This is a genomic window from Bradyrhizobium sp. SRL28 (assembly GCF_018596315.1).
Taxonomy (GTDB): Bacteria; Pseudomonadota; Alphaproteobacteria; order Rhizobiales; family Xanthobacteraceae; genus Bradyrhizobium.
Genome location: NZ_JAHEAG010000024.1, coordinates 1 through 20,630, shown reverse-complemented (window position 1 = coordinate 20,630; position 20,630 = coordinate 1). Strand labels below are relative to the sequence as shown.

Sequence of the window (20,630 nt, the reverse complement as noted above, 5' to 3'; positions counted from 1 at the left end):
GCGCTCGAAACCCATAAGGCAAAACCGAGCCGTTGTGCAGCCCTTGACAAGCATGCCTTTTGGCTTCGTGCGCCGTCTTTGTCATACGCCCTACATATGTCGCCGCGTTAACGATTTTGAGTCGCAACGAGGTCCGTTCCGCGTGGTCATTTTGCCGTTCCGTCCGTTCCATCACGGCGTTTTCGAGGCCCTTAGGAACATCCTTTTCGCAAGCCGGTTAGCTCCCATCAGCATCGAACATGAAGCGGATATCCGGCCGGGAAATGGCCTGCGCCTGCATGTTCCCCAAATGAAGGATGACCGCAATGGGACTCTTCACCAGAGACATCAAGACCATGGACGACCTGTTCGTTCATCAACTGCAGGACATCTATTACGCCGAGAAACAACTCGTGAAGGCCCTGCCGAGGATGGCGGAAAAAGCGACCGACAAGCAGCTTAAACAGGGCTTTTTGACCCATCTGGATGAAACCAGGACGCATGTGCAACGCCTCGAGGAGGTATTCCGCATGCACGGCGCCGAGGTGAAGGCGGCCGATTGCCCGGCGATCGACGGCATCATCGAGGAAGCCGACGACGTCGCGGGCGAGATCGCTGACAAGGCTGTGCTGGACGCAGCCCTGATCAACGCCGCGCAGGCCGCCGAGCACTATGAGATCACCCGCTATGGCAGCCTGATCGCGTGGGCGCGGCAGCTTGGACGCAATGACTGCGCCAGCATCCTGCAGAAGACGCTCGATGAGGAAAAGATCACCGACCAGAAGCTGACCTCGCTGGCGGAAGGCAAGGTCAATCTGCGGGCCGCAAGCTGATTTCGTCCGTTAAATGAGGCAAAACGCCGCGCAGGAAGGGCCTCGCGCGGCGTTTCCATGCCAGGTCGCCGCCTTGCATGCCAAAAGCGTTTGTTCACCATCCGCGCAACTGAGCCGCGGCGGTTACCTCAAATATACGAATAGGACTGCTGTTACAGGCCCATCGGGGGTCTGTAATGTATCGTGTCCTGACTTGTCTCACCGCTGAGCATGACTGGCGCCTGGTCGTACTGGCCGGCACCATTTGCTGGCTCGCCAGCGCGGTCGCCATCAGCCTGTTTCATCGTGCCAGGGCCTCGCGCGGCCGAACGCGCGCGACCTGGATCGGCCTCGATGCGGCCGTCGGCGGCTGCGGAATCTGGGCCACCCACTTTGTCGCGATGCTGGCGTACGATCCCGGCGCAGGCGCCGGATACAGCATACCCGTCACCCTGTTGTCGCTGGTCTTCGCGATAAGCATTGTCGCCATCGGCCTGTGCATTGCATTGTCCAGCGCGCGCCAGTCGGCGATTGCGCTCGGCGGCGCCGTCATTGGCGGCGGTGTCGCAGCAATGCACTATACCGGCATGGCGGCACTCGAGCTTCCGGCGTTCATTGTGTGGTCGCCCGGCCTCGTTGTGGCCTCGATTGTGTTTGGCAGCCTGTTTGCGGCCATCGCGCTTCTTGTCGCCGTACGTCGTGACAATCCCCTCCATACCGTGGCCGCCACCGGGCTGCTGACGGTTGCCATCGTTTCGCATCATTTTACGGCGATGGGCGCCGTCACGCTCATTCCCGACCCGACCCTCGGTACTGACGGGATGTCGATATCTCCGACCGCGCTTTCATTCCTGACGGCGGTCGCGGCCTTCGCCATCCTCGGTCTATCGCTGCTGGCGGCCATGATCGACCGCCGCGCGAAGGGCGAACTCCATAAGCAGAAAGTCCTGCTCGACACCGCGCTCGACAACATGTCGCAGGGACTTTCCATGTTCGATGCGGATGGCCGCATCCTCCTGTACAACGACCGCTATGCCAAGATGATGGGACGGACCGGCATGGCCCTCCAGGGGCGTTTGCTGCTCGATGTGCTCCGGCAGCAGAAAGCGCTTGATCGATGGGACGGTGATCCCGATCAGTTCGTCGCCAGCGTGATCGCTGCGGCCAAGGCCGGCAACAGCGTGACCAGGACGGTGAGCCGCAACGGACGTTCGCTTCGCGTGGTCGATCAGCCCATGAAGGGCGGCGGATGGGTCGCCACCTTCGAGGACATCACCGAATGGCAGGCCGTCCAGGAACAGATCTCGCATATGGCGCGCCATGACGCGCTGACCAACCTGCCGAATCGGACGCTGTTCCGCGAGCAACTGGAAAAGGCCTTGCGGCTTGCCAAACGCAGCGATCAGCTTGCGGTGCTCTGTCTCGACCTCGACCATTTCAAGGACATCAATGATTCGCTCGGTCATCCCGTCGGCGACGCGCTCCTGAAGGAAGTCGCCCGCCGTCTCGGCGAATGCATCACCGACCACGACACGGTCGCGCGGCTGGGCGGAGACGAATTCGCGATCGTGCAGTTCTGCAGCGATTGCGATCCGTCCGCCGTTGCCTTGCTCGCCAGCCACGTGGTCGAGCACGTTTCGGCTCCTTACGAAATCGCCGGGCACCAGCTTGTCATCGGCGTCAGTATCGGCATTTCGCTGGCGCCGGAGGATGGCAAGAACCCGGACGAACTCCTCAAGAAAGCCGATCTCGCGCTCTATCGCGCCAAGGAGGACGGCCGCGGCACCTATCGCTTCTTCGAGACCGGGATGGACGCCCGCGCCCAGGCGCGGAGGATCCTGGAACTCGACTTGCGTGCGGCACTGCAGCGCGAGGAATTCGAAGTCTATTACCAGCCGATCCGCGACGTTGCCAAAGACGTGGTGGTCGCCTTCGAAGCCCTGGTGCGCTGGAACCATTCGCTGCGCGGCATGATCTCTCCGGTCAATTTCATTCCGCTGGCGGAAGAAACCGGCCTGATCGTTCCGCTCGGCGATTGGGTGTTGCGCCAGGCCTGCGTGGACGCGGCTGGCTGGTCGCGGGATGTCGGCGTCGCTGTGAATCTATCGCCGGTGCAATTCAGGAATCCCAGCCTGGTATCGACCGTGAAGGAGGCGTTGAAAGCCTCCGGCCTTCCGCCGCATCGGCTCGAACTGGAAATCACGGAATCAGTGCTGCTGCAGAACAGCGAGGCAACGCTGGCGGTTCTGCACGAGCTTCGCGCCTTTGGCGTCAGGATTTCGCTCGACGACTTCGGAACGGGATACTCGTCCTTGAGCTACCTGCGCAGCTTTCCGTTCGACAAGATCAAGATCGACCGTTCGTTCGTGAGCGAACTGGCGACGCGCGCTGATTCGATGGCGATCGTCCGGGCGGTGACCGGCCTCGGCAAGAGCCTCGGCATCGTCACCACGGCTGAAGGTGTCGAGACCGACGCGCAATTCGATCTCCTGCGCCAGGAGGGTTGCACGCAGGCGCAAGGCTATCTGTTCAGCAAGCCGCGTCCCGCCGCCGAGGTGGAGGGGATGCTGACACAGCCGCGGCAGCGCATGAGCGCGTAGAGCATTGTCGGTTCTGATTGAAGCAGAACCGAAGCTCTGGATTTTTGTTTTGACGCGTTTTCTACCGCAGATAAGTCTACGCAATCTGCGCAAGCTTGATTGCTATGCGAACCGGTATCCACTTCGCTCGAAAACGCTATAACTTAGGCCTGACGCAGCGCGAAATGCGCGCCGCAGAACGCCATTGCCGCGCCGAGGCATAGGGCTGCAAGGCCCGCCAGCACGCCTGATATGGTCGGGACGGGGCTCGGCGCCGAGGCGGCCTGTCCCGCGCCGGCGAGGATCAGCACGCCGACGGCGATCAGGAACTGGCGCATCCGCTGCGGAATCTGGCCCGAGGCCGCGCTGTGCATCAGGTCGGCGGTAAAATAGCCGCCGGAAAAGCCCACGGTCGCGATCAGCCACCACGCGATCGCCGCGCCCGCGGGCATGAATTCGCTGGTATCGGACCGCCACAGGCCGCCGAGATCGAGGCCGTAACGCGCGCCCAGCATGTGCACGGCCAGCGCCAGCAGCACTCCGGAAACTATCGCGCCGGCCAAGATCAGGCGGCGCGGAAAATAAGTCGTCTCGGCCATGGCCCGCTTGTAAGGTAAAGCCGGCTCGCCGCGCAAGCAGGCGGCTTCAAACGACACGGGATATTTTGAATTGCCGACATCGCTACCGAACCAGGCCGGGGAAGGCGAGGGTGCGCGCACGATCAGCTACGTCTACAAGGCGTCACTGATCTCGTCGGCGTATCAATTCGAACTGACGGATGCCGGATTGTCGTGGCGGATCGGCCGCCGGTCCGGCGTGTGGCCCTATGCCGATATCGCTTCGATTCGTCTGTCGTATCGACCGATGTCGATGCAATCCCGCCGCTTCCGCGCCGACATCGCAAGGACCGGGGAGGGGCGGATCGCCATCCTTTCGACGACCTGGCAGACCGTCTCGCTGATGACGCCGCAGGACCAGGGCTACCGCGCCTTCATCACCGAGCTGCATCGAAGGATGAAGGCGGCAGGCAGCAAGGCTTCCCTGACCGGCGGCATCGGGACGGTGACCTATGCCGTGGCGGTCGTGATGCTGGCGTTGCTGGCGATCGCCATGGTCGGACTTCTCGTCCGGGCGCTTGCCACTTCCGAATTCACCGGTGCGTTGTTTCTGGTCGGCATGGCGATCTGGTTTGCCTGGACCATCGGCGGCTTCATCAAGCGCAATCGGCCGCGCAGATATTCGTTCGACGCGCTTCCCGAGACATTGCTGCCGTAGTTTGATTCGCAATCAAGCGACACGAAATGTGATTTCGCTAAGCGCCGCAGGGCACGGCAGTCTGTGCGGCATTTCCTGATACGAAGCGAGTGGCCGTGACAATCCCGACGACGCGATCGCCGACCGAAGCCGAGATTGCCGCGATCAATGCGCGGCATCTGATCGAGACGCCGCTACGGCCGGCCGACCTGCTGTTCGTGTTCGGCACGCGCGAGGATGTCGACGAGCGCGTCGATGAAGCCTGCCGGCTGTGGCGCGAAGGGTTTTTTCGCTGGGCAATCGTGAGCGGCGGTGTGACGCCGGGCTCCGATCTGTCGGAATGCGAGATCATTGCCGGTGCAATGGTTGTGCGCGGCGTTCCGGCTGACATGATCCTGAGAGAGGATCGCGCGATGAATACCGGCGAGAACGTGATCTTCTCGCTGCCGATCATCGAGGAAGCGCTCGGGCTCGCCAACATCCGCAGCGTGATCTGTCTCGGCAATAGCTGGACGGCGCGCCGCTATCCGATGACGCTGCATCGTCACTGGCCGGAAGTGGAGAAGATGCTGGTCATGGTCGACAGCTTCAGGACGCCGCGGGCGCTGTGGCACACCGACGCTGAATTCTCGCGCCGCATGCTCAATGAATGGGACAAGATCGAGCCGTACAAGGCCAGCGGCTTTATCGCGGAGTGGCCGGGGAGCGAAACGCGCGGCCGATAGATTATTCGGTCGTATCGCAGTCTTCTTTCGCCGTCAGCATTCCCGAGAGCGTTCGCAGCGCCAGATCGAGCTGTTCGGTAGAGGGGGCGCCGAGCGCCAGGCGGACGGCGTTGGGGGCATGGCCGGGGATCACGGCGAAGGTGGTCGAAGGGGTCAGCGCGATGTCGCGCCGGGCCGCGGCCGCGACGAATGTCTGCGAGCGCCAATGCTGGGGCAAAGTGAGCCAGAGATGGTAGGATTTGGCGTTGGCCTGGATTTCGAAGCCGGCGAGGTATCTGGCCGCCATCTGCTGGCGCCGCGCCGCATCGATCCGTTTCAGGCGTGACAGCTCGGCCACCGTGCCATCCGCCATCAACCTTTGTCCGGCGGCAAAGGCAAATCCGGAAGCCGTCCATCCGCCCGAGCGAACCGCGGCCATGATGCGCTCGCGCAGGCGCGGCGGCGAAACGATGAAGCCGAGCGCAAGGCCGGGCGCCACCTTCTTCGACAGGCTGTCGAGCGTGATGCAGCTATCCGGCGCGAGCGCGGCCATCGGCGTTTCCTCGTCGAGAAAGCCATAGACCGTGTCCTCGATGACGGTGAGGCCGAGCTTCTCGACGACGCGCAACAAATCGGCCCGGCGCGCCTGCGGCATGGTCATGCCGAGCGGATTCTGAATCGTCGGCTGAACGTACAGCGCCGACAAATGCGCCTCGCGGTGGGCCTTCTGCACCGCGTCCGGGCGAATACCGTTCTCGTCCATCGCGAGCGGCACCAGCGTGACGCCGAGCCTGGCGGCGATATCCTTGATGAAGGGATAGGTCAGCGCCTCGACGCCGCAGCGGCCGCCGCTCGGCACCATCGCCGCCAGCGCGGCGGCGATGCATTGCCTGCCGTTCGCGGTGAAGACGAGTTGATCCGCGGCCGGAGACCAATCCTCGCGGGAGAGAAACTCGGCGGAAATGGTCCGTGCCGCCTGTGTGCCTGTCGTGGTCGAGTGGCGCAACGCGAGATCGAGCACTTCGGGGCGTTCGAGCCCGGCAAGGCTTCTTGCGATCATCACCGATTGCGTCGGCAGGATCGGATAGTTCACCTCCAGATCGATGCGCGCGCCGCGCGGCTCGGTCGGCATGGCGATGCCGCGGCGCGTCTCGCCCGAAACGAACGTGCCGCGCCCGACTTCGCCGACCACGAGGCCGCGGCGGAGCAACTCGGTGTAGACGCGGCTCGCGGTGGAGACAGCGATCTTCCGCTCATAGGCAAAGCTGCGCTGCGGGGGCAGGCGGTCGCCGGGTTTGAGTCCGCCATTGGCGATCTCGGCGGCGACGGTATCGGCAAGCTTCAGGTACTCGAATTTTGACATAATTGCACCGAGAGCAATGTTTTCCTTGCACCGAGAAGTGTATCGGATCATTTTGGAACCATCAAGCCAGAGATTGCACTGAGAGGGGTGCAAACAATCGGTCCATTAGGGTGCAAGCGCTCTCGCAAGCGTTTGCGCCGGCGGCAGAGGCTTGCCGCGTGAAAGCAAGGAGAAGTGCGATGACCACGATCTATTCGACGGCAGGCCAACCTGCTCCCCAAAGCGTCCCGGGCGGTCTCTTCCGCGTCCTCGGAAGCTGGGTAAATGGCATCGTCACCTATCTCGCGCGCCGCCAGGCCATCCAGACACTGAGCGAACTGGACGATCGTGCGCTCCGCGACATCGGCATCGAACGCAGCCGGATTGAATCGGCCGTGCGCGGCAACGTCGATCCGGATTTCGGGCGCATCATGTAAGGCGCCTGGTTTGGTCGCTCTGCACATCAAACGGCCCGGTCGATCGACCGGGCTTTTTTTGTCCGCGTACCGCGCCACGCGCGATCACTTCGGCACCATTGCGGGAGCGGGCGCAAATCGCAGCGGCATCCGTGGCGAGACTGGCAGCACGGCGGGTGCGGCGTTTGGCGCCGGCTTCGACTACTATACCGCTGGGAATGTCGCACTGTTCGGCGCGGTGGAGGGCGTCGCGATGTCCGACCAGAGCCGCATTGGTATCGCCAGAGGCGGCGTTCGCGTCGCGTTCTGACGCTGGCACGGCGCCTCGCACCGGGAAGGTTGCGTTCCCGGTGCATCCTCCAATTGAAGGATGGCCGTTATTCCCGGCGACCGGATCAATATATTTTGAGCGGACGATGTGCCCGTATCATCGGAAAAGCGCAGAGCCGCATTACCGTATTTCCCCGCGAGGCACGTTTTGGAATGAATACAGTGTCACATCTGCGATCGGTCCCCGAACGGACCGCGACAGGCACTCCGCATGATCAGCAACACCTGAGCGACCTGATTGGCATCGTTTACGATGCCGCCATCGATCCCTCGCTTTGGGAGAGCGCTATCGTAAAGGTGGCCGACTTTGTCGGCGGTTGCGGCGCAGCGCTTTTCTGCAAGGACGTTGGCGCTCAACACGTCATGAGTTTGCACGCCTTCGGATACCAGAGGCCTGTGCCGATTGCCCTCTTTCAACAGATCTATCCGGCGGCGGAGGGACACTTTCTCGGCGACCTTGAGGTGCCGATCGCGAGCACTGACCTGATGCCGTTCACAGACCTCATCCAGAGCGAGTTGTATCGTCAGTGGGCCAAGCCTCAGGGACTGGTGGAGTTCCTGAGTGCGGTGGTCGACAGGACAACAATCAGCACGGCCATCTTCGGAGTGTTCCGCCACCAGCGAAACGGCCTCGTCGACGACCAGGCGCGCCGGCACATGAGGCTGATCGCTCCGCATATCAGGCGCGCCGTGTTGATCGGCAAGATGTTCGAGTTCACGGCGGCGGAAGTTGCGACCTTCATCGATACGCTCGACGGGCTTGCTGCGGGAATGTTTCTCGTCGATGCGACCGCGCGTCTCATCCATGCCAACGCAGCCGGCAATGCCATTCTCGGCGCAAGCGATATCCTGAGTTCGGTGGGCGGTCGGCTGGTCGCCAGCGATGCGCAGGTTGACCGGACCTTGCGGGAGGTTTTTGCCGCTGCGGGGCAGAGCGACGCCGCCCTCGGCGTCAAGGGGATAGCCGTGCCTCTGATCGGAAAGAACGGCGAGCGCTATATCGCCCATGCGCTGCCATTGACGTCGGGAGCGCGACGCCGCGCCGGTGTTGTCTATACTGCCGCGGCGGCCCTGTTCGTTCGCCAGGCGACCCTGGCGGTGTCTTCCGCGCCTCAAGCCATCGGCAGCGCTTTCAGGCTGACGCCGACCGAGCTTCGCGTGTTGCTCGCGATCGTCGAGGTTGGCGGCATTCCGGAAGTCGCCACCGCGTTCGGTGTTGCCGACACGACGATCAGGACCCATGTCAGCCGCCTGTTCGAAAAGACAGGCACCTCGCGGCAGGCCGATCTCGTCAAGCTCGTGGCGGGATATGCGACGCCGCTGGCCGACTGAGCGCGGTCAGGTTCATCACGCTACGTCGCCTCTTTGAACTGCGCTTGTCGCGCTGACAGCGTCGAGCATCCGGCATGGCGCGGCGTAACGCCGCGATGCCGACGATCCGACAATTCCTCCAGTATTCGTAGGACGACAGCCAAAAGGCAATTGTTCAGGATCGCAAGCGTCCGGCCGGAAGCGCCGTGGCAACGCAGGCGATCAGCAATGAGCATTGAAGCCATTCCGAGCAAGGCGTCGGCAACCGAACCCAGGCAGCGAACAGCGACAGCCCGCAGAGCGGTGATTTGCGCGTTCGCCGCGACGGGAGGCCTGGCAACCAACATCTTTCTACCCTCGCTGCCGGCAATCGCGGCCGATCTGCACGTCTCCAGCGCGGCCGTCACTTCGAGCATAACGGTTTTTCTGGCGATCTTTGCCGTGGGCCAATTGATCGTCGGCCCGTTGTCGGACCGGCTGGGACGACAAATGCCGATCCTGATCGGGCTCTGCATTTTCGTGCAGGGAACGATATGGTGCGCCCTCGCAGGCGATCTGTTGGGTCTGCTGATCGGCCGATCGATACAAGCTGCCGGAGCATGTACGGTCGCCGTGCTGTCGCGCGCGATCGCGCGGGATCTGTTCGACGGCCAGGCGCTCGGAAAGGTCATGGCGTCGATCACGATCGCCACCGCGGCTGCGCCGGGATTCTCGCCCCTTGTCGGCAGCGCGCTCGATCATCTTTTCGGCTGGCGCTTTGAATTTGCGTTTGTCGCGGTTTTCGCCATCTGCGCCGGGGCGGCGTATGTTGTCTTCGTCGGCGAAACCAAGGCAGCCGCCGACAATTCGCTGCATCCGCTCAAAATTGCCGGTTGCTATCTCGGCCTGATCCGGGACGCGCGGTTTGCAGCGCCTGCCAGAACCGCAAGCCTTCTGATGGCCGGCGTGTTCGCTGTCTTCTCGGGCGCGCCGCGCGTGCTTCTCGAAGGGTTCGGCTTGTCGCCGATCACGATCGGTTCGCTGTTTGCCAGCGTTGTCTTTCTGGTGTTCGGTGCCGGCATGCTGGCGCCAAGACTATCGGCGCGGTTCGGTTCCCGTCTTGCGACGTTGGCTGGGTTGGCATTGGCGGCCCTCGGAGCTCTCTTGCTGCTTGCCGTTGTGCTGACCGGGAACGACGCGCTGTTGCCGTTTCTCGCCACCGCTTCGCTCTTCCTGTTCGGGGTGGGAATAGCGAGCCCGCTGTCGAGCGCGGCCGCGCTATCGCCATTTGGCGACAGGGCCGGCCTCGCGGCGGCCTTGTTCGGCTTTTCGCAAATGGCGGGGGCGGCGTGCGGCGTGTCGCTCGCAGCGATTCTCTCCAGCGAGCCGGCCATCGGGCTTGGAGCCGTGTTGGCCCTGACATCTCTTGCCGCGCTGGTCCTGCACGGGTGGGAAGGGCAACTGAAACAATCGCGCCTTCAATTATAGAGAACGAAGTCGAATGCGGCTGCGCGGCACGATTGTGCAGGTCGCTACGGCAGTCTTGATTGCCGGCTTCGCGCTGGCGTTTGGGTTTGCCGTGCACGAACTCGACGTCGTCGTGAAAGACGCCTGTTCGAGTCTGGCTACCATCGCCACGATCGGAAATTAGAGCAGGATGAGATCAGGCCGGGCCGTGACGACGGACCATCTCGAGCCCCGGACGCTGGCGGCGCGAGCGCTGCGAGCCGGGGCTCATTCTACTTTGCATGGGGTTGTTTTGCGTTTTTTGTCTGGGCGCGCTGTTGGCGGCCTAGTGCCGCACCACCAGCACCGAGCACTTGGCATAGCGCACCACGTGGCCGGCGTTGGAGCCGAGGAAATAGGTCCGCATCGCCGGCCGGTGCGAGGTCATCACGATCAGGTCGGCCTTGATCGCCGCCGCCTCTTCGAGGATCTCGTGATAGATGCCGCCCTGCCGCACCGCGGTAGAAATGCGCGACGCCTCGATGCCGGATTCCGTCGCCACGATGGTAAGCGCTTCTTCCGAGGTGGCGCGCTGCTGGGCGTCGAAATCGGCCGGCACATATTCAGCCAGCATCACCGGCGTCATCGGCAATACGTTGAGCAGGCGCACCGAGCCGTTCCAGGTCTGCGACAGCGTCGCAGCCGTTGCGATCGCGGGCTTGGCCAGATCGGTATCGGCCAGGTCGATCGGCACGAGAATCGACTTGAACATCTGCGCCTCCTGCCAAAGCCCGTTCGGTCCTGACTTATCAGGATCGGGCTCGAGCCTTTTGTTTTGACGCGTTTTCTTTTACGCGAACTTGTTCTTAATTCGCTCGAAAACCATGTCGTGAAGAGCTTAGCATGGCGGGGCAGGGATGTCCGCCTGCCTCAATCGTCCAGCGCCTGCTTCAGCAATTTCGGGCTGGTGAAGCGCACGAGTTTGCCGCGGCGGAACGCCACCTCGCTCCAGTCCTCGATCGCAAAATCCAGGATGGCAAGGCCAGCGGTTGGCAGATTGTCCTCGAGTGATTTCTTCGCCGCCGCATCGCCGCTGCCGGCGAGCATCAGCGCCAGCTCGTGCATGCCGGGATTGTGGCCGATCAGCATCAAGCGCGCGGGATCGGTGACCTCGGCCATGCGGATGATCCGCAGGAGCTGCGCCGGCTCGGCGCCGTAGAGTTCGTCGAGCAATTCGACCTTGGGGTGCGGCAGCCGTTCCCGCACTGCATCCTTCATCGCATCGCGCGCGATCTCCCAGGTCTGCTGCGTCCGCACCGCGGTCGAAACCAGCACCGCGTCGGGAAAGGGCGGATGCCGGCCGATCCAGGTTCCGATGGCGGCGGCATCCAGCCGGCCGCGCTCGTCGAGACGGCGGTCCTGGTCATGGCCAGAAGGCGCGTGGTGTTCGGTCTTGGCGTGACGCAGCAGCATCAAACGGCGCATGGGCGCGATCTCGATTCGGTCTTAGTCTGGACTAATCTACAAGCTCATGTCCCGGATAAGGTGACAAGCGCTGCAGCGGTCCGTAAGAAACGCCATGCCCGAGACTTTCACAAGTGCGACCAACGGCCCCGACGACGACGCGCCTTTTCGCTCGCGTCTGTCATTCGACCTTGATGTTGACATTTGCGTGGTGGGAGCCGGACTTGCCGGCCTCACCGTGGCGCTGGAGGCCGCACGCCTCGGCGCCAGCGTGGCCGTGCTCGAAGGCCGGCATGTCGGCTGGAACGCGTCCGGCCATCAGCTCGGCACGGTGATGCCGGGCTATAGTCTTCCGATCGGCGACCTGATCGAGCGCGTCGGCCTGGAGGACGCGCGCGAGCTGTGGGCGATGTCGAAGGAGGGCGCCGATTACGTTCGCGCCGCCGCCACCGAAGAGGCGATGCCGGGAATTACGCTGACCGAGGGCGCGCTGGAGGTCTCCACCGTCGACGCCGGCGAAACGCTGATCAGCCGGCTGCAGACGCTGAGCGAGGATTTCGAGACCGAGGTCGAGGGATGGCAGGTCGATCGCGTTCGCGGTGAGCTCGGGACTGCACGCTATTTCCACGGCATCTATTATCCGCGTGCGTTCCAGATCGACGGCCGCAAATACATCCACGGTCTGGCCACGCAGGCGAGGCGGGCGGGCGCGCGCATCTTCGAGGATACGCCTGTCGTCAGCATCGATTCCTCGGGGATTCGCAAGCGCATCGTGACGCCGTCGGCGCGGCTGCGCGCCTCGCATATCGTGCTGGCCGGCAACGTTCATCTCGGCGCCCCGTTGCGCCGCCTGTCGGAGACGCTGCTGCCGGTCTGGCGCTATGCCGCGGTAACGGAGCCGCTCGGCGAGCGGCTGGGCGAGGTGATCGCCTTCAAGGGGTCGGTGGCCGACAGTGACGGCATCGATCATTTCCGGATCGTCGACGGCGACCGGCTGATGTGGGCGAGCCCGGAAACCACCTGGGAGGCGCGGCCACGCCGCTTTGGTCCCGTCGTTCAGCGCCGCATTGCCACGATATTCCCCCAGCTTGGCAAGGTGCCGATATCAGACGTGTTCGGCGGCGCGGTCGGGGTGACCGTGCACGGCATGCCGCAGATCGGCCAGTTGCGCAAAGGGCTGTGGGTCGCCAGCGGCTTCGGCCGCCAGGGGCTGAACACCTCGGCGATGGCGGGGCAGGTCATCGCGCGCAGCATCCTGTGGGGCGAGGAACGGTGGAAACTGTTCTCGCCGTTCGAGCTGGTCTGGGCGGGTGGCGCCACCGGCCGCGTCGCCGGCCATCTGATCGGCCTGTGGGGGCGGGGCCATTCCGCTGCGGCCGGCGCGCTGGCCCGTTACCGCGAAGGCGCCCGCGCCCGGGAACACGTGCGCGAGGCGCGATTGGCGGAGGCCAACCGGCAGGCCGGAACCGGGCTGCCGCGCCGCCCGCCAGCTGGGCCGCGCCCGGTGCGTCCACAGCCGCCGCGGCCGGTGGAGATGCAGGACGGTGGGGCACCCGTTGTCCCCTCGCAGGAAAGTGAGAGAATTCGGGACGGATCCGTGTAACTTCGCTGCCCGTGGGCCGTACCTGATGGCGAAACGTCACGTCCGCCTCGCACGGAGATTTCCATGACCGACCGCCGTATCCTGCTCGCATCTGTCGCCGGCCTGTTTGGCCTTGCCGCTTTCCGCTGGCTGCGCACCGCGCCGGCGCAAGCCGCCGAGAAGAAGTTCGAGGTGGAAAAAACCGACGCCGAATGGCGCGCACAGCTCACGCCGCAGCAGTATGAAATCCTGCGCAAGCACGGCACCGAGCGGCCGGGTTCCAGCCCGCTCCTGAAGGAAAAACGCAAGGGCATCTTTGCCTGCGCCGGTTGCGATCTGCCGCTGTTCTCCTCGGAGACCAAATACGACAGCGGCACCGGCTGGCCGAGTTTCTGGAAGCCGCTCGACAATGCTCTTGGCGAAACCAAGGACACGACGTTCGGGATGACGCGCACGGAAGTCCACTGCCGCCGTTGCGGTGGACATATGGGTCACGTCTTCGACGACGGGCCGAAACCAACCGGCTTGCGCTATTGCATCGACGGGTTTGGCCTGGTGTTTCACCCGGCCGGGCCACAGGCGTCATAAGGGCGCTGCCCGGCAATTGTTGCCCGCTCGGCAAATGTGCCCCGGTCTTCGGACCGGGGCTTTTTTCTCAAGTCTTTGATTTTTATTGGTTTTGTAGTTTGGCACAACGCTTGCGACATGTTCTCCCGACGCGGCCTCGGTTTCCCCGGAACGGCGAGCCGCCCGGATCGAATTTGGAGAACATGTCATGGGTATCTTCGGCGCACTCACCACCGCGGTCGGCGGCCTTCGCGCCAACTCCTACGCGCTGGAAAACGTCTCGGGCAACATCGCCAACTCGCAGACAACGGCGTTCAAGCGCGTCGACACCTCCTTCCTCGATCTGATTCCGCAGACCTCAGCGACCGCGCAACTTGCCGGCGGCGTGACCACGCAATCCCGCTCCACCAACTCCGTGCAGGGCGACGTGCAGACGGCCTCGGTTGCGACCTTCATGGCGATCAACGGCAACGGCTTTTTCGCGGTGCAAAAGCCCGGCAACTTCACCGACGGCACGCCGGTGTTCGACGGCGTCGACCGCTATACCCGCCGCGGCGACTTCCAGCTCGACAAGAGCGGCTATCTCGTCAACGGCGCCGGCTATTATCTGCAGGGCGTGCCGATCGACCCGACCACCGGCAACCCATCCGGCAGTTCGCCGCAGGTCCTCAGATTCCAGAACGACTTTTTGCCGGCGCAGCAAACCACCAGGATCGACTATCGCGCCAACCTCGCCAGCTATCCGCTGACCACCAAGCATGACGTTTCCGTTCCCGGATCGGAATTGATCATCCCCGGATCGTACAGCGCCGGACATAATCCGCTGGCGCTCGGCACGCCTATGGCGCCCTATACCGACGCCACCAGGAGCGGCACCAGCCAGAACAACAAAGCGACGCCGTCGGTTGCGAACACGGCCGCGACCCTGCTTAGCGGCATTGCCGGCACTAACTCGATCTCTTCCAATTTCGTCGCGGGCGACACCATCACGGTCAACGGCCAAACCCTCACCTTCATGGCGTCGGGCACCGCCGTCGGCGCCAACCAGATCAACGTCGACGACAACATCGGAACCTTGCTGGGCAAGATCGACGCGCTCCAGGGAACGGCAGCCCCGAACACGTCCACGATCTCCTCGGGCTCGATCACGCTGCATTCCGGCCTCAACTACAATCTCACGGTCTCGAGCTCAAATAACACGGCCTGGGCCGCACTCGGCTTTACCGGCACCGCGACGGCGACGCGCGGCGGCGGCGGCGGCGTCGGCACCGGCCAGGTCGTCGGCAACGACAACTCGACGTTCCTCGGCGAGTCGATCGCGGGTGGTGCGGTCACGACCTACGACGTCTCGGGCGCTCCGGTGAACCTGCAGTTCCGCTGGGCCAAGGTCGACAGCGCCACGCTCGGCGCGGGCCATACCGACACCTGGAACCTGTTCTACCAGGTCAATCCCAACGCCACCGGCACCCAGGTCTCGTGGCAGAACGTCAACACCAATTTCACCTTCTCTGCCTCTGGCCAGATGACGCCAGCCGTTCCGAACATCACGCTCACCAATGCCGTCGTCAACGGCGTCGCGCTGGGCAGTCCCGTCATCAACTTCGGCACCGGCGGCGTCACCCAATTCGCGGATGCCAATGGCAACGTGCAGGTCAACCAGATTCAGCAGGACGGCTTCCCGGCCGGCCAGTTGCAGTCCGTCGGCGTCGGCACCAACGGCCGCATCGTCGGCAACTATTCCAATGGCCGCAACCTCGACCTCGCCGAAATCTCGGTAGCGACCTTCAACGGCACCAACTTCCTCAAGCGCGTCAATGGCGGCGCGTTCGAGGTGACCGACGGATCCGGACAGGCGCTGTTCGGCAAGGCCGGAACCATCGTCGGTTCGTCGCTGGAAGGATCCAACACCGATATCGCGGACGAGTTCACCAAGCTGATCGTCACGCAGCAAGCTTACTCGGCCAACACCAAGGTGATCACGACTTCCAACACGATGGTGCAGGATCTCCTGAACGTACTGCGCTAATTCCGCGACGCCGTTCGCGATGCGATTTGAGATGGGCAATTAGTCATGGGTTTGAGTCAAGCTCTCTCCACCGCAATGTCCGGCCTGCGCGCGACGCAAGCCGCGATCTCGCTGGTCGGATCGAACGTCGCCAACGCGGAAACGCCTGGTTACGTCAGGAAGTCGATCATCCAGTCCGCCGGCGTGACCGGCGACTACGGCTCGAGCGTTCTGCTCCACGGCGTCGACCGGCAGCTCGATCAGTATTTGCAGACACAACTGCGCACGGAAACCTCCGGCGCAGCCTACGCCGATATCCGTTCGACCTTTCTCCAAAATTTGCAGAACGTCTACGGAAATCCGGCCGAGACCGGCACCATCGAGGACTCGTTCAACAAGCTGTTGACCGCCTTTCAGGGCCTGTCGACCAGCCCGGACTCGCAGTCGGCGCGGATCGGCGCCGTCAGCGCCGCGCAGACGATGGCGCAGACGCTCAATGCGGCGACGCAGGGGATTCAGAGTCTGCGCGCCAACGCCGAAATGGGCATCAACGATTCCATCGTTACGGCGAACAACGCGATGGCCCAGATCGCGTTCATCAACAATCAGCTCCAGAACAACGGCAAGACGGACGCCGCGACGGCATCGCTTCTGGATCAGCGCGACCAGTACATCACGCAACTGTCGAGTTTGATGGACATCAGAACGGTCGTAAACGACCTCAATCAGGTGACCGTATTCACGAATTCCGGCGTGCAATTGGTCGGGACCGAGGCTGCGCAGCTAAGCTTCAATCCGCAGGGCACGATGACGCCCAACACGCTGTACAACTCCGATCCGACCAAGAACAACGTCGGCACCATCACGATCAATTTTCCGCATGGCGGCAGCTACGATCTGGTGTCCACCAACTCGATTCGTTCAGGCAAGATCGCCGCCTATCTCGAGCTGCGCGACAACACGCTGGTAAAGGCGCAGGCGCAGATCGACCAGTTCGCGGCGTCGATGGCGAGCGCGCTGTCGGACAAGACGACATCAGGCACTGCTGCGCCCGCGTCGGTCCTGCCGCAAGCCGGTTACGATCTCGATCTCACGGGATTGCAGTCGGGTAACGTCATGCACGTTACCTACAAGGACAACACCACTGGCATCACGCGCAATCTCTCGATCGTGCGCGTCGACGATCCGAGCGTGCTGCCGCTGAGCAATACCGCAACGCTCGATCCGAACGATGAGGTTCTCGGCATCAATTTTGCCGGCGGTATGGCTTCGGTGGTTTCCCAGCTCAACGCCGCGCTCGGGTCGAGTGATCTGCAGTTCTCAAACCCGTCGGGATCGACGCTGCGCGTTCTGGATGACGGCGCGCCAAACCGTTCGGACGTGCTGGCGGCGTCGGTCACCACGACCATGTCTTCGCTCACCAGCGGCAACCCACAGCTTCCGCTGTTCACGGATAATGGCGGCCTCTTTTCCGGTGCGATCACCGCCAATGGTTCGCAGCAGACCGGCCTTGCCGGCCGCATCAGCGTCAATCTCGGGCTGCTTGGCGACCCCTCGCGCACTATCGTGTTCTCTACCAGCCCGTTGACGCCTTCGGGCGACACCACGCGTTCCGACTTCATTCTCACGCAGCTGCAGTCGGGGAATTATCGTTATTCGCCGCAGACCGGCATCGGGACCACTGGCGCTCCGTTCACCGGCACGCTGGTCAACTTCGCCAAGCAGTTCATCAGCCAGCAGGGCGAAGCCGCGACCGCGGCCAAGCAACTCGCCGACGGTCAGTCCGTGGTGCTAAACACCCTGCAGAAGAAGGTGACCGATACCTCGGGCGTCAATATCGACGACGAGATGGCGCATCTGCTCGCGCTGCAGAACGCTTATTCCGCCAATGCGCGCGTAATGTCGTCCATCAAGCAGATGTACGACACGCTGATCCAGGCCATGTGAGGGTTTCATGTCGATCGATGGCGTTAACGGCAGAACATCCTATATCGGGACCTCGATCCTCAATATTCGCAAGCAACTCGATGATCTGACGCAGCAGCTTGCCAGCGGCCGGGTCTCGACGACTTATGCGGGGCAGGGCGCCAATCGCGGCTTTGCGCTCAGTTTGCGCGCGCAGGTCAGCAGCATCGACGCGTTCAAGGATACCGCAACCAACGTCAATACCAGGCTCAACGTCGTCAACCTTGCGCTGCAGGGATTGACCGACATCGGCACGTCGGTAAAGAAGGCGGCCAGTACGTCGACCATCGTGCTCAACAACAACGGTCAAACCTCCGGCCAGATCACGGCGCAGGCGGCGTTCTCGAATGCGGTGTCGCTGCTCAACAGCCAGACGGGCGACCGCTATCTGTTTTCCGGCCGCACCACCGACACATCAGCGACGGTGTCGGCCGACGTCATGCTCGACGGCGTGGGAACGCAGGCCGGGTTGAAGCAACTGATCAACGAACGCCGCCAGGCCGATCAGGGCGTCAGCAACATGGCGCATCTTGCGGTCTCGTCGCCGCCGTTGACGACCACCGTGACCAGCCTCGCCGAGGACGGTTCGTCGTTCGGGTTGAAGCTCGGCGCGGTCAGCTCGTCGCTGACGGGGGCGACCGTGACACAGCCAGCCGGCGCGCCGCCATCCGTCACCGTCGATCTCGGCGCCGTCAATCCGAGCAATGGCGACAAGATCACGTTCAACTTCAACCTGCCCGACGGCACCACCGAGTCGATCGCGCTGACCGCGACGACCACCAACCCGCCGCCGATGGGCTCGTTCCTGATCGGCGTCGATACGGTCGCGACCACCGCGAACCTGCAGGCCGCATTGACGTCTTCGATCCAGACGCTGAGCGACACGTCGCTGGTGGCCGCGTCCGCGATCGCGGCTTCCGAAAATTTCTTCAATCCGTCCGCTACCGTCACGGGGACTGCGGTCAACAATCAGGCGACGGTGCCGGGGCCGATCACTGGCGCTACGCTGCTCTCGGGCGCTGCGGGAACGGATTCTCTGGCCACGGCCTTTGCGGCGGGCGATACGATTACGGTCAACGGCACGCCGATCACCTTCGTCGCATCGGGTGCGACCGGCAACCAACTCAACATCACCGACAGCGTGCAGACCTTGCTGGCAAAGATCGATTCGATCACCGGCACCGGTACGCCGTCGACCGTCACCGGCGGCGTGATAGCGCTGCACGGCGGTGACGGCGCGAGCCTGACGGTTTCCAGTTCGAACGCGGCAGCGTTCGCGTCGCTGGGCTTCAGCGCCCCGGCCAGTGCAAATCCGGCGCCGTTGCGCGTCAACGGTCCGCCGTTTGCCACCGCGACCAATCTGATCGGCGGCACGTCCGCCAACACCGTCTCGTGGTACACGGGTGAAGTCGGTACCGATTCGCCGCGCGGCACCGCTATCGCGCGCATCGACCAGTCGATCACGGTGCAGTATGGCGCGCGCGCCAACGAGCAGGCGTTGCGCTATCAGTTGCAGAACATGGCGGTGTATTCCGCGGTCACGACCAATGCCAACAATCCGAACTCAAAGGCGCAGGTGAACGCGCTGCAACAGCGGATTTCGGCAAACCTGGCGCCGCAGACCGGTCAGCAATCGATTCAGGACATGCAGGCGGAGTTCGCCGGCGCACAGAGCGCCATCAAGGGCTCGACCGACCGCCAGGCCCAGCTCAAGGGAATGGCGCAGACCATGCTTGACCAGATCGAGGGCATCAACCAGGACGAGGTCGCGACCAAGATCCTGGCGCTGCAGACCAGCCTGCAGGCGTCGTATCAAACCACGTCGATGCTCTACCAGACCACGCTGACCAAGTTCCTGCCGATGTGACGAAGGCTTGTCCGCTCAAAAATGAAAAGGCCTCCTTGCGGAGGCCTGTTCATTTCAGGCGATGCGATCGTTATGCGGATTTGCGATCGGGCTCGTCGAGCGATTGCATTTTCCGGGCGCTCTCCAGGATCTGCTCTTCATGGCCGATCAATTTCTTCGATTCTTTCAGCGCGTGATAGAGATCGCCGTTCAAAATGTGGTTGTTGATCCCTTCGATGAAGGGCCATGCACTCGGCATCGCGGTCAGAATGTCGCGCACGAGGCTGAAATAGGTCGGATGATGCGCCATCGGATCCGGTGACAGGTACATGAGCTGCACGGCGAGATAGACCAGCTTGGCCGGCGTGTCGGCGCTCTCGGGTGTGAGGATGTCTTTCTCGCGCAGGATCGGAATCCTGTCGCCGTCGATCAGCAGCCTGGCGCGCTGGTCCGTGTTGGTGATCACGCAGGCGCCGATGATGATTCGCTCGTGCGGTTTGAGCTCGACTTTCAAGGCCATGCCTGTTCTCCTTTGACGCTTTTCGCGCTGTCGATTGCCCGCCGGCAGATTCGGCATCCTTTCCGATGATGGTTAATGAATAGTGAACATGCGATTTGTGCCTGTCTGACGGGGGCTTTTCGCGAGCGACCCGTAGGAATACGGAGTGGATTCGGACGCGGCGAATTAATTTCAAATTCACCGTCTTTACGGGCGACTTGTTCGATCAGATTCATTTTTTCTTAGAGACTTGCTTCCAGAGTGAGCCGTCGCCCGATCGAGAGGTCGGGATAGTGGCTCGTTTTAATTTCACACCAGAAAGGTATGAAAGATGTCCGGTATTGTTCTTTCGGCTTCGGTTCGCCAGAACCTCCTCTCGCTGCAGTCGACCGCCGATCTGCTCGCGACCACGCAGAACCGCCTTGCCACCGGCAAGAAGGTCAACACGGCCCTCGATAACCCCACCAACTTCTTCACCGCGCAGTCGCTCGACGCGCGCGCCGGTGACATCAACAACCTCCTGGACGGCATCGGCAACGGCGTGCAGGTG

At 62.9% G+C, this 20,630-nt stretch carries 19 protein-coding genes and 1 pseudogene; 15 read left to right on the top strand and 5 right to left on the bottom strand.

The window, feature by feature from the left end:
* Positions 1 to 305 precede the first annotated feature (305 nt).
* The gene (locus tag KIP88_RS31825) at positions 306 to 812 is read left to right on the top strand and encodes a ferritin-like domain-containing protein (RefSeq protein WP_214492112.1); all 507 of its coding nucleotides are present in this window, start codon (positions 306 to 308) and stop codon (positions 810 to 812) included.
* Positions 813 to 988: 176 nt separating this feature from the next.
* Positions 989 to 3,391 (top strand): EAL domain-containing protein, encoded by a 2,403-nt coding sequence (locus KIP88_RS31820; protein WP_214492111.1) that lies wholly within the window; start codon positions 989 to 991, stop codon positions 3,389 to 3,391.
* Between the two features lie 143 nt (positions 3,392 to 3,534).
* On the opposite strand, the gene KIP88_RS31815 is transcribed toward KIP88_RS31820, so the two are convergent.
* Positions 3,535 to 3,969, bottom strand: a complete 435-nt coding sequence (locus tag KIP88_RS31815) for a hypothetical protein (RefSeq protein ID WP_214492110.1) — start codon at positions 3,967 to 3,969, stop codon at positions 3,535 to 3,537.
* A 70-nt stretch (positions 3,970 to 4,039) separates the two neighbouring features.
* Between KIP88_RS31815 and KIP88_RS31810 the strand changes: the two genes are divergently transcribed.
* Together KIP88_RS31810 and KIP88_RS31805 are read left to right on the top strand one after the other, a co-directional pair.
* On the top strand, positions 4,040 to 4,645 hold the full coding sequence (locus tag KIP88_RS31810; protein WP_214492109.1) for a hypothetical protein: 606 nt from the start codon (positions 4,040 to 4,042) through the stop codon (positions 4,643 to 4,645).
* A 95-nt stretch (positions 4,646 to 4,740) separates the two neighbouring features.
* Entirely contained in the window at positions 4,741 to 5,349 is a 609-nt protein-coding gene (locus KIP88_RS31805) for a YdcF family protein (RefSeq protein WP_214492108.1), read from the top strand.
* A gap of 1 nt (position 5,350) precedes the next feature.
* Here KIP88_RS31805 and KIP88_RS31800 read toward each other — a convergent pair whose 3' ends face one another.
* Positions 5,351 to 6,691 carry a PLP-dependent aminotransferase family protein gene (locus KIP88_RS31800; RefSeq protein ID WP_214492107.1) on the bottom strand — a complete coding sequence of 447 codons (1,341 nt, stop codon included), beginning with the start codon at positions 6,689 to 6,691 and terminating at the stop codon, positions 5,351 to 5,353.
* A gap of 179 nt (positions 6,692 to 6,870) precedes the next feature.
* Between KIP88_RS31800 and KIP88_RS31795 the strand changes: the two genes are divergently transcribed.
* The 5 genes from KIP88_RS31795 (at position 6,871) to KIP88_RS31775 (ending at position 10,357) form a co-directional block, all read left to right on the top strand.
* A complete protein-coding gene (locus tag KIP88_RS31795) occupies positions 6,871 to 7,107 on the top strand; it encodes a DUF1127 domain-containing protein (protein WP_214492106.1) in 237 nt (78 codons plus the stop codon).
* Positions 7,108 to 7,165: 58 nt separating this feature from the next.
* Positions 7,166 to 7,396 (top strand): hypothetical protein, encoded by a 231-nt coding sequence (locus tag KIP88_RS31790; protein WP_214492105.1) that lies wholly within the window; start codon positions 7,166 to 7,168, stop codon positions 7,394 to 7,396.
* Positions 7,397 to 7,569: 173 nt separating this feature from the next.
* A complete protein-coding gene (locus KIP88_RS31785) occupies positions 7,570 to 8,748 on the top strand; it encodes a helix-turn-helix transcriptional regulator (RefSeq protein WP_214492104.1) in 1,179 nt (392 codons plus the stop codon).
* 207 nt (positions 8,749 to 8,955) lie between these two features.
* Complete coding sequence (locus KIP88_RS31780) at positions 8,956 to 10,194, top strand: Bcr/CflA family efflux MFS transporter (protein ID WP_214492103.1); 1,239 nt, start codon at positions 8,956 to 8,958, stop codon at positions 10,192 to 10,194.
* A 13-nt stretch (positions 10,195 to 10,207) separates the two neighbouring features.
* On the top strand, positions 10,208 to 10,357 hold the full coding sequence (locus KIP88_RS31775) for a hypothetical protein (RefSeq protein WP_214492102.1): 150 nt from the start codon (positions 10,208 to 10,210) through the stop codon (positions 10,355 to 10,357).
* Positions 10,358 to 10,498: 141 nt separating this feature from the next.
* Here KIP88_RS31775 and KIP88_RS31770 read toward each other — a convergent pair whose 3' ends face one another.
* Positions 10,499 to 10,924, bottom strand: a complete 426-nt coding sequence (locus KIP88_RS31770) for a universal stress protein (RefSeq protein ID WP_214492101.1) — start codon at positions 10,922 to 10,924, stop codon at positions 10,499 to 10,501.
* A gap of 158 nt (positions 10,925 to 11,082) precedes the next feature.
* Positions 11,083 to 11,637 (bottom strand): histidine phosphatase family protein, encoded by a 555-nt coding sequence (locus KIP88_RS31765; protein WP_214492100.1) that lies wholly within the window; start codon positions 11,635 to 11,637, stop codon positions 11,083 to 11,085.
* Between the two features lie 94 nt (positions 11,638 to 11,731).
* On the opposite strand from KIP88_RS31765, the gene KIP88_RS31760 reads away from it, so the two are divergent.
* From KIP88_RS31760 to KIP88_RS31740, 5 genes are all read left to right on the top strand, one after another.
* A complete protein-coding gene (locus KIP88_RS31760) occupies positions 11,732 to 13,219 on the top strand; it encodes an FAD-binding oxidoreductase (protein ID WP_214492099.1) in 1,488 nt (495 codons plus the stop codon).
* 63 nt (positions 13,220 to 13,282) lie between these two features.
* Positions 13,283 to 13,786: a peptide-methionine (R)-S-oxide reductase MsrB gene (gene msrB / locus KIP88_RS31755; RefSeq protein WP_214492098.1), complete on the top strand. Its 504-nt coding sequence runs from the start codon at positions 13,283 to 13,285 to the stop codon at positions 13,784 to 13,786.
* 187 nt (positions 13,787 to 13,973) lie between these two features.
* Complete coding sequence (locus tag KIP88_RS31750) at positions 13,974 to 15,791, top strand: flagellar hook protein FlgE (protein WP_214492097.1); 1,818 nt, start codon at positions 13,974 to 13,976, stop codon at positions 15,789 to 15,791.
* A gap of 45 nt (positions 15,792 to 15,836) precedes the next feature.
* Positions 15,837 to 17,717: a flagellar hook-associated protein FlgK gene (gene flgK / locus KIP88_RS31745; RefSeq protein ID WP_214492096.1), complete on the top strand. Its 1,881-nt coding sequence runs from the start codon at positions 15,837 to 15,839 to the stop codon at positions 17,715 to 17,717.
* A gap of 7 nt (positions 17,718 to 17,724) precedes the next feature.
* Positions 17,725 to 19,602 carry a flagellar protein gene (locus KIP88_RS31740; RefSeq protein ID WP_214492095.1) on the top strand — a complete coding sequence of 626 codons (1,878 nt, stop codon included), beginning with the start codon at positions 17,725 to 17,727 and terminating at the stop codon, positions 19,600 to 19,602.
* Between the two features lie 70 nt (positions 19,603 to 19,672).
* On the opposite strand, the gene flbT is transcribed toward KIP88_RS31740, so the two are convergent.
* On the bottom strand, positions 19,673 to 20,101 hold the full coding sequence (gene flbT, locus KIP88_RS31735; RefSeq protein WP_214492094.1) for a flagellar biosynthesis repressor FlbT: 429 nt from the start codon (positions 20,099 to 20,101) through the stop codon (positions 19,673 to 19,675).
* A gap of 310 nt (positions 20,102 to 20,411) precedes the next feature.
* Between flbT and KIP88_RS31730 the strand changes: the two are divergent.
* Positions 20,412 to 20,630 (top strand): annotated as a pseudogene (locus KIP88_RS31730) (flagellar protein); the annotation flags it as partial.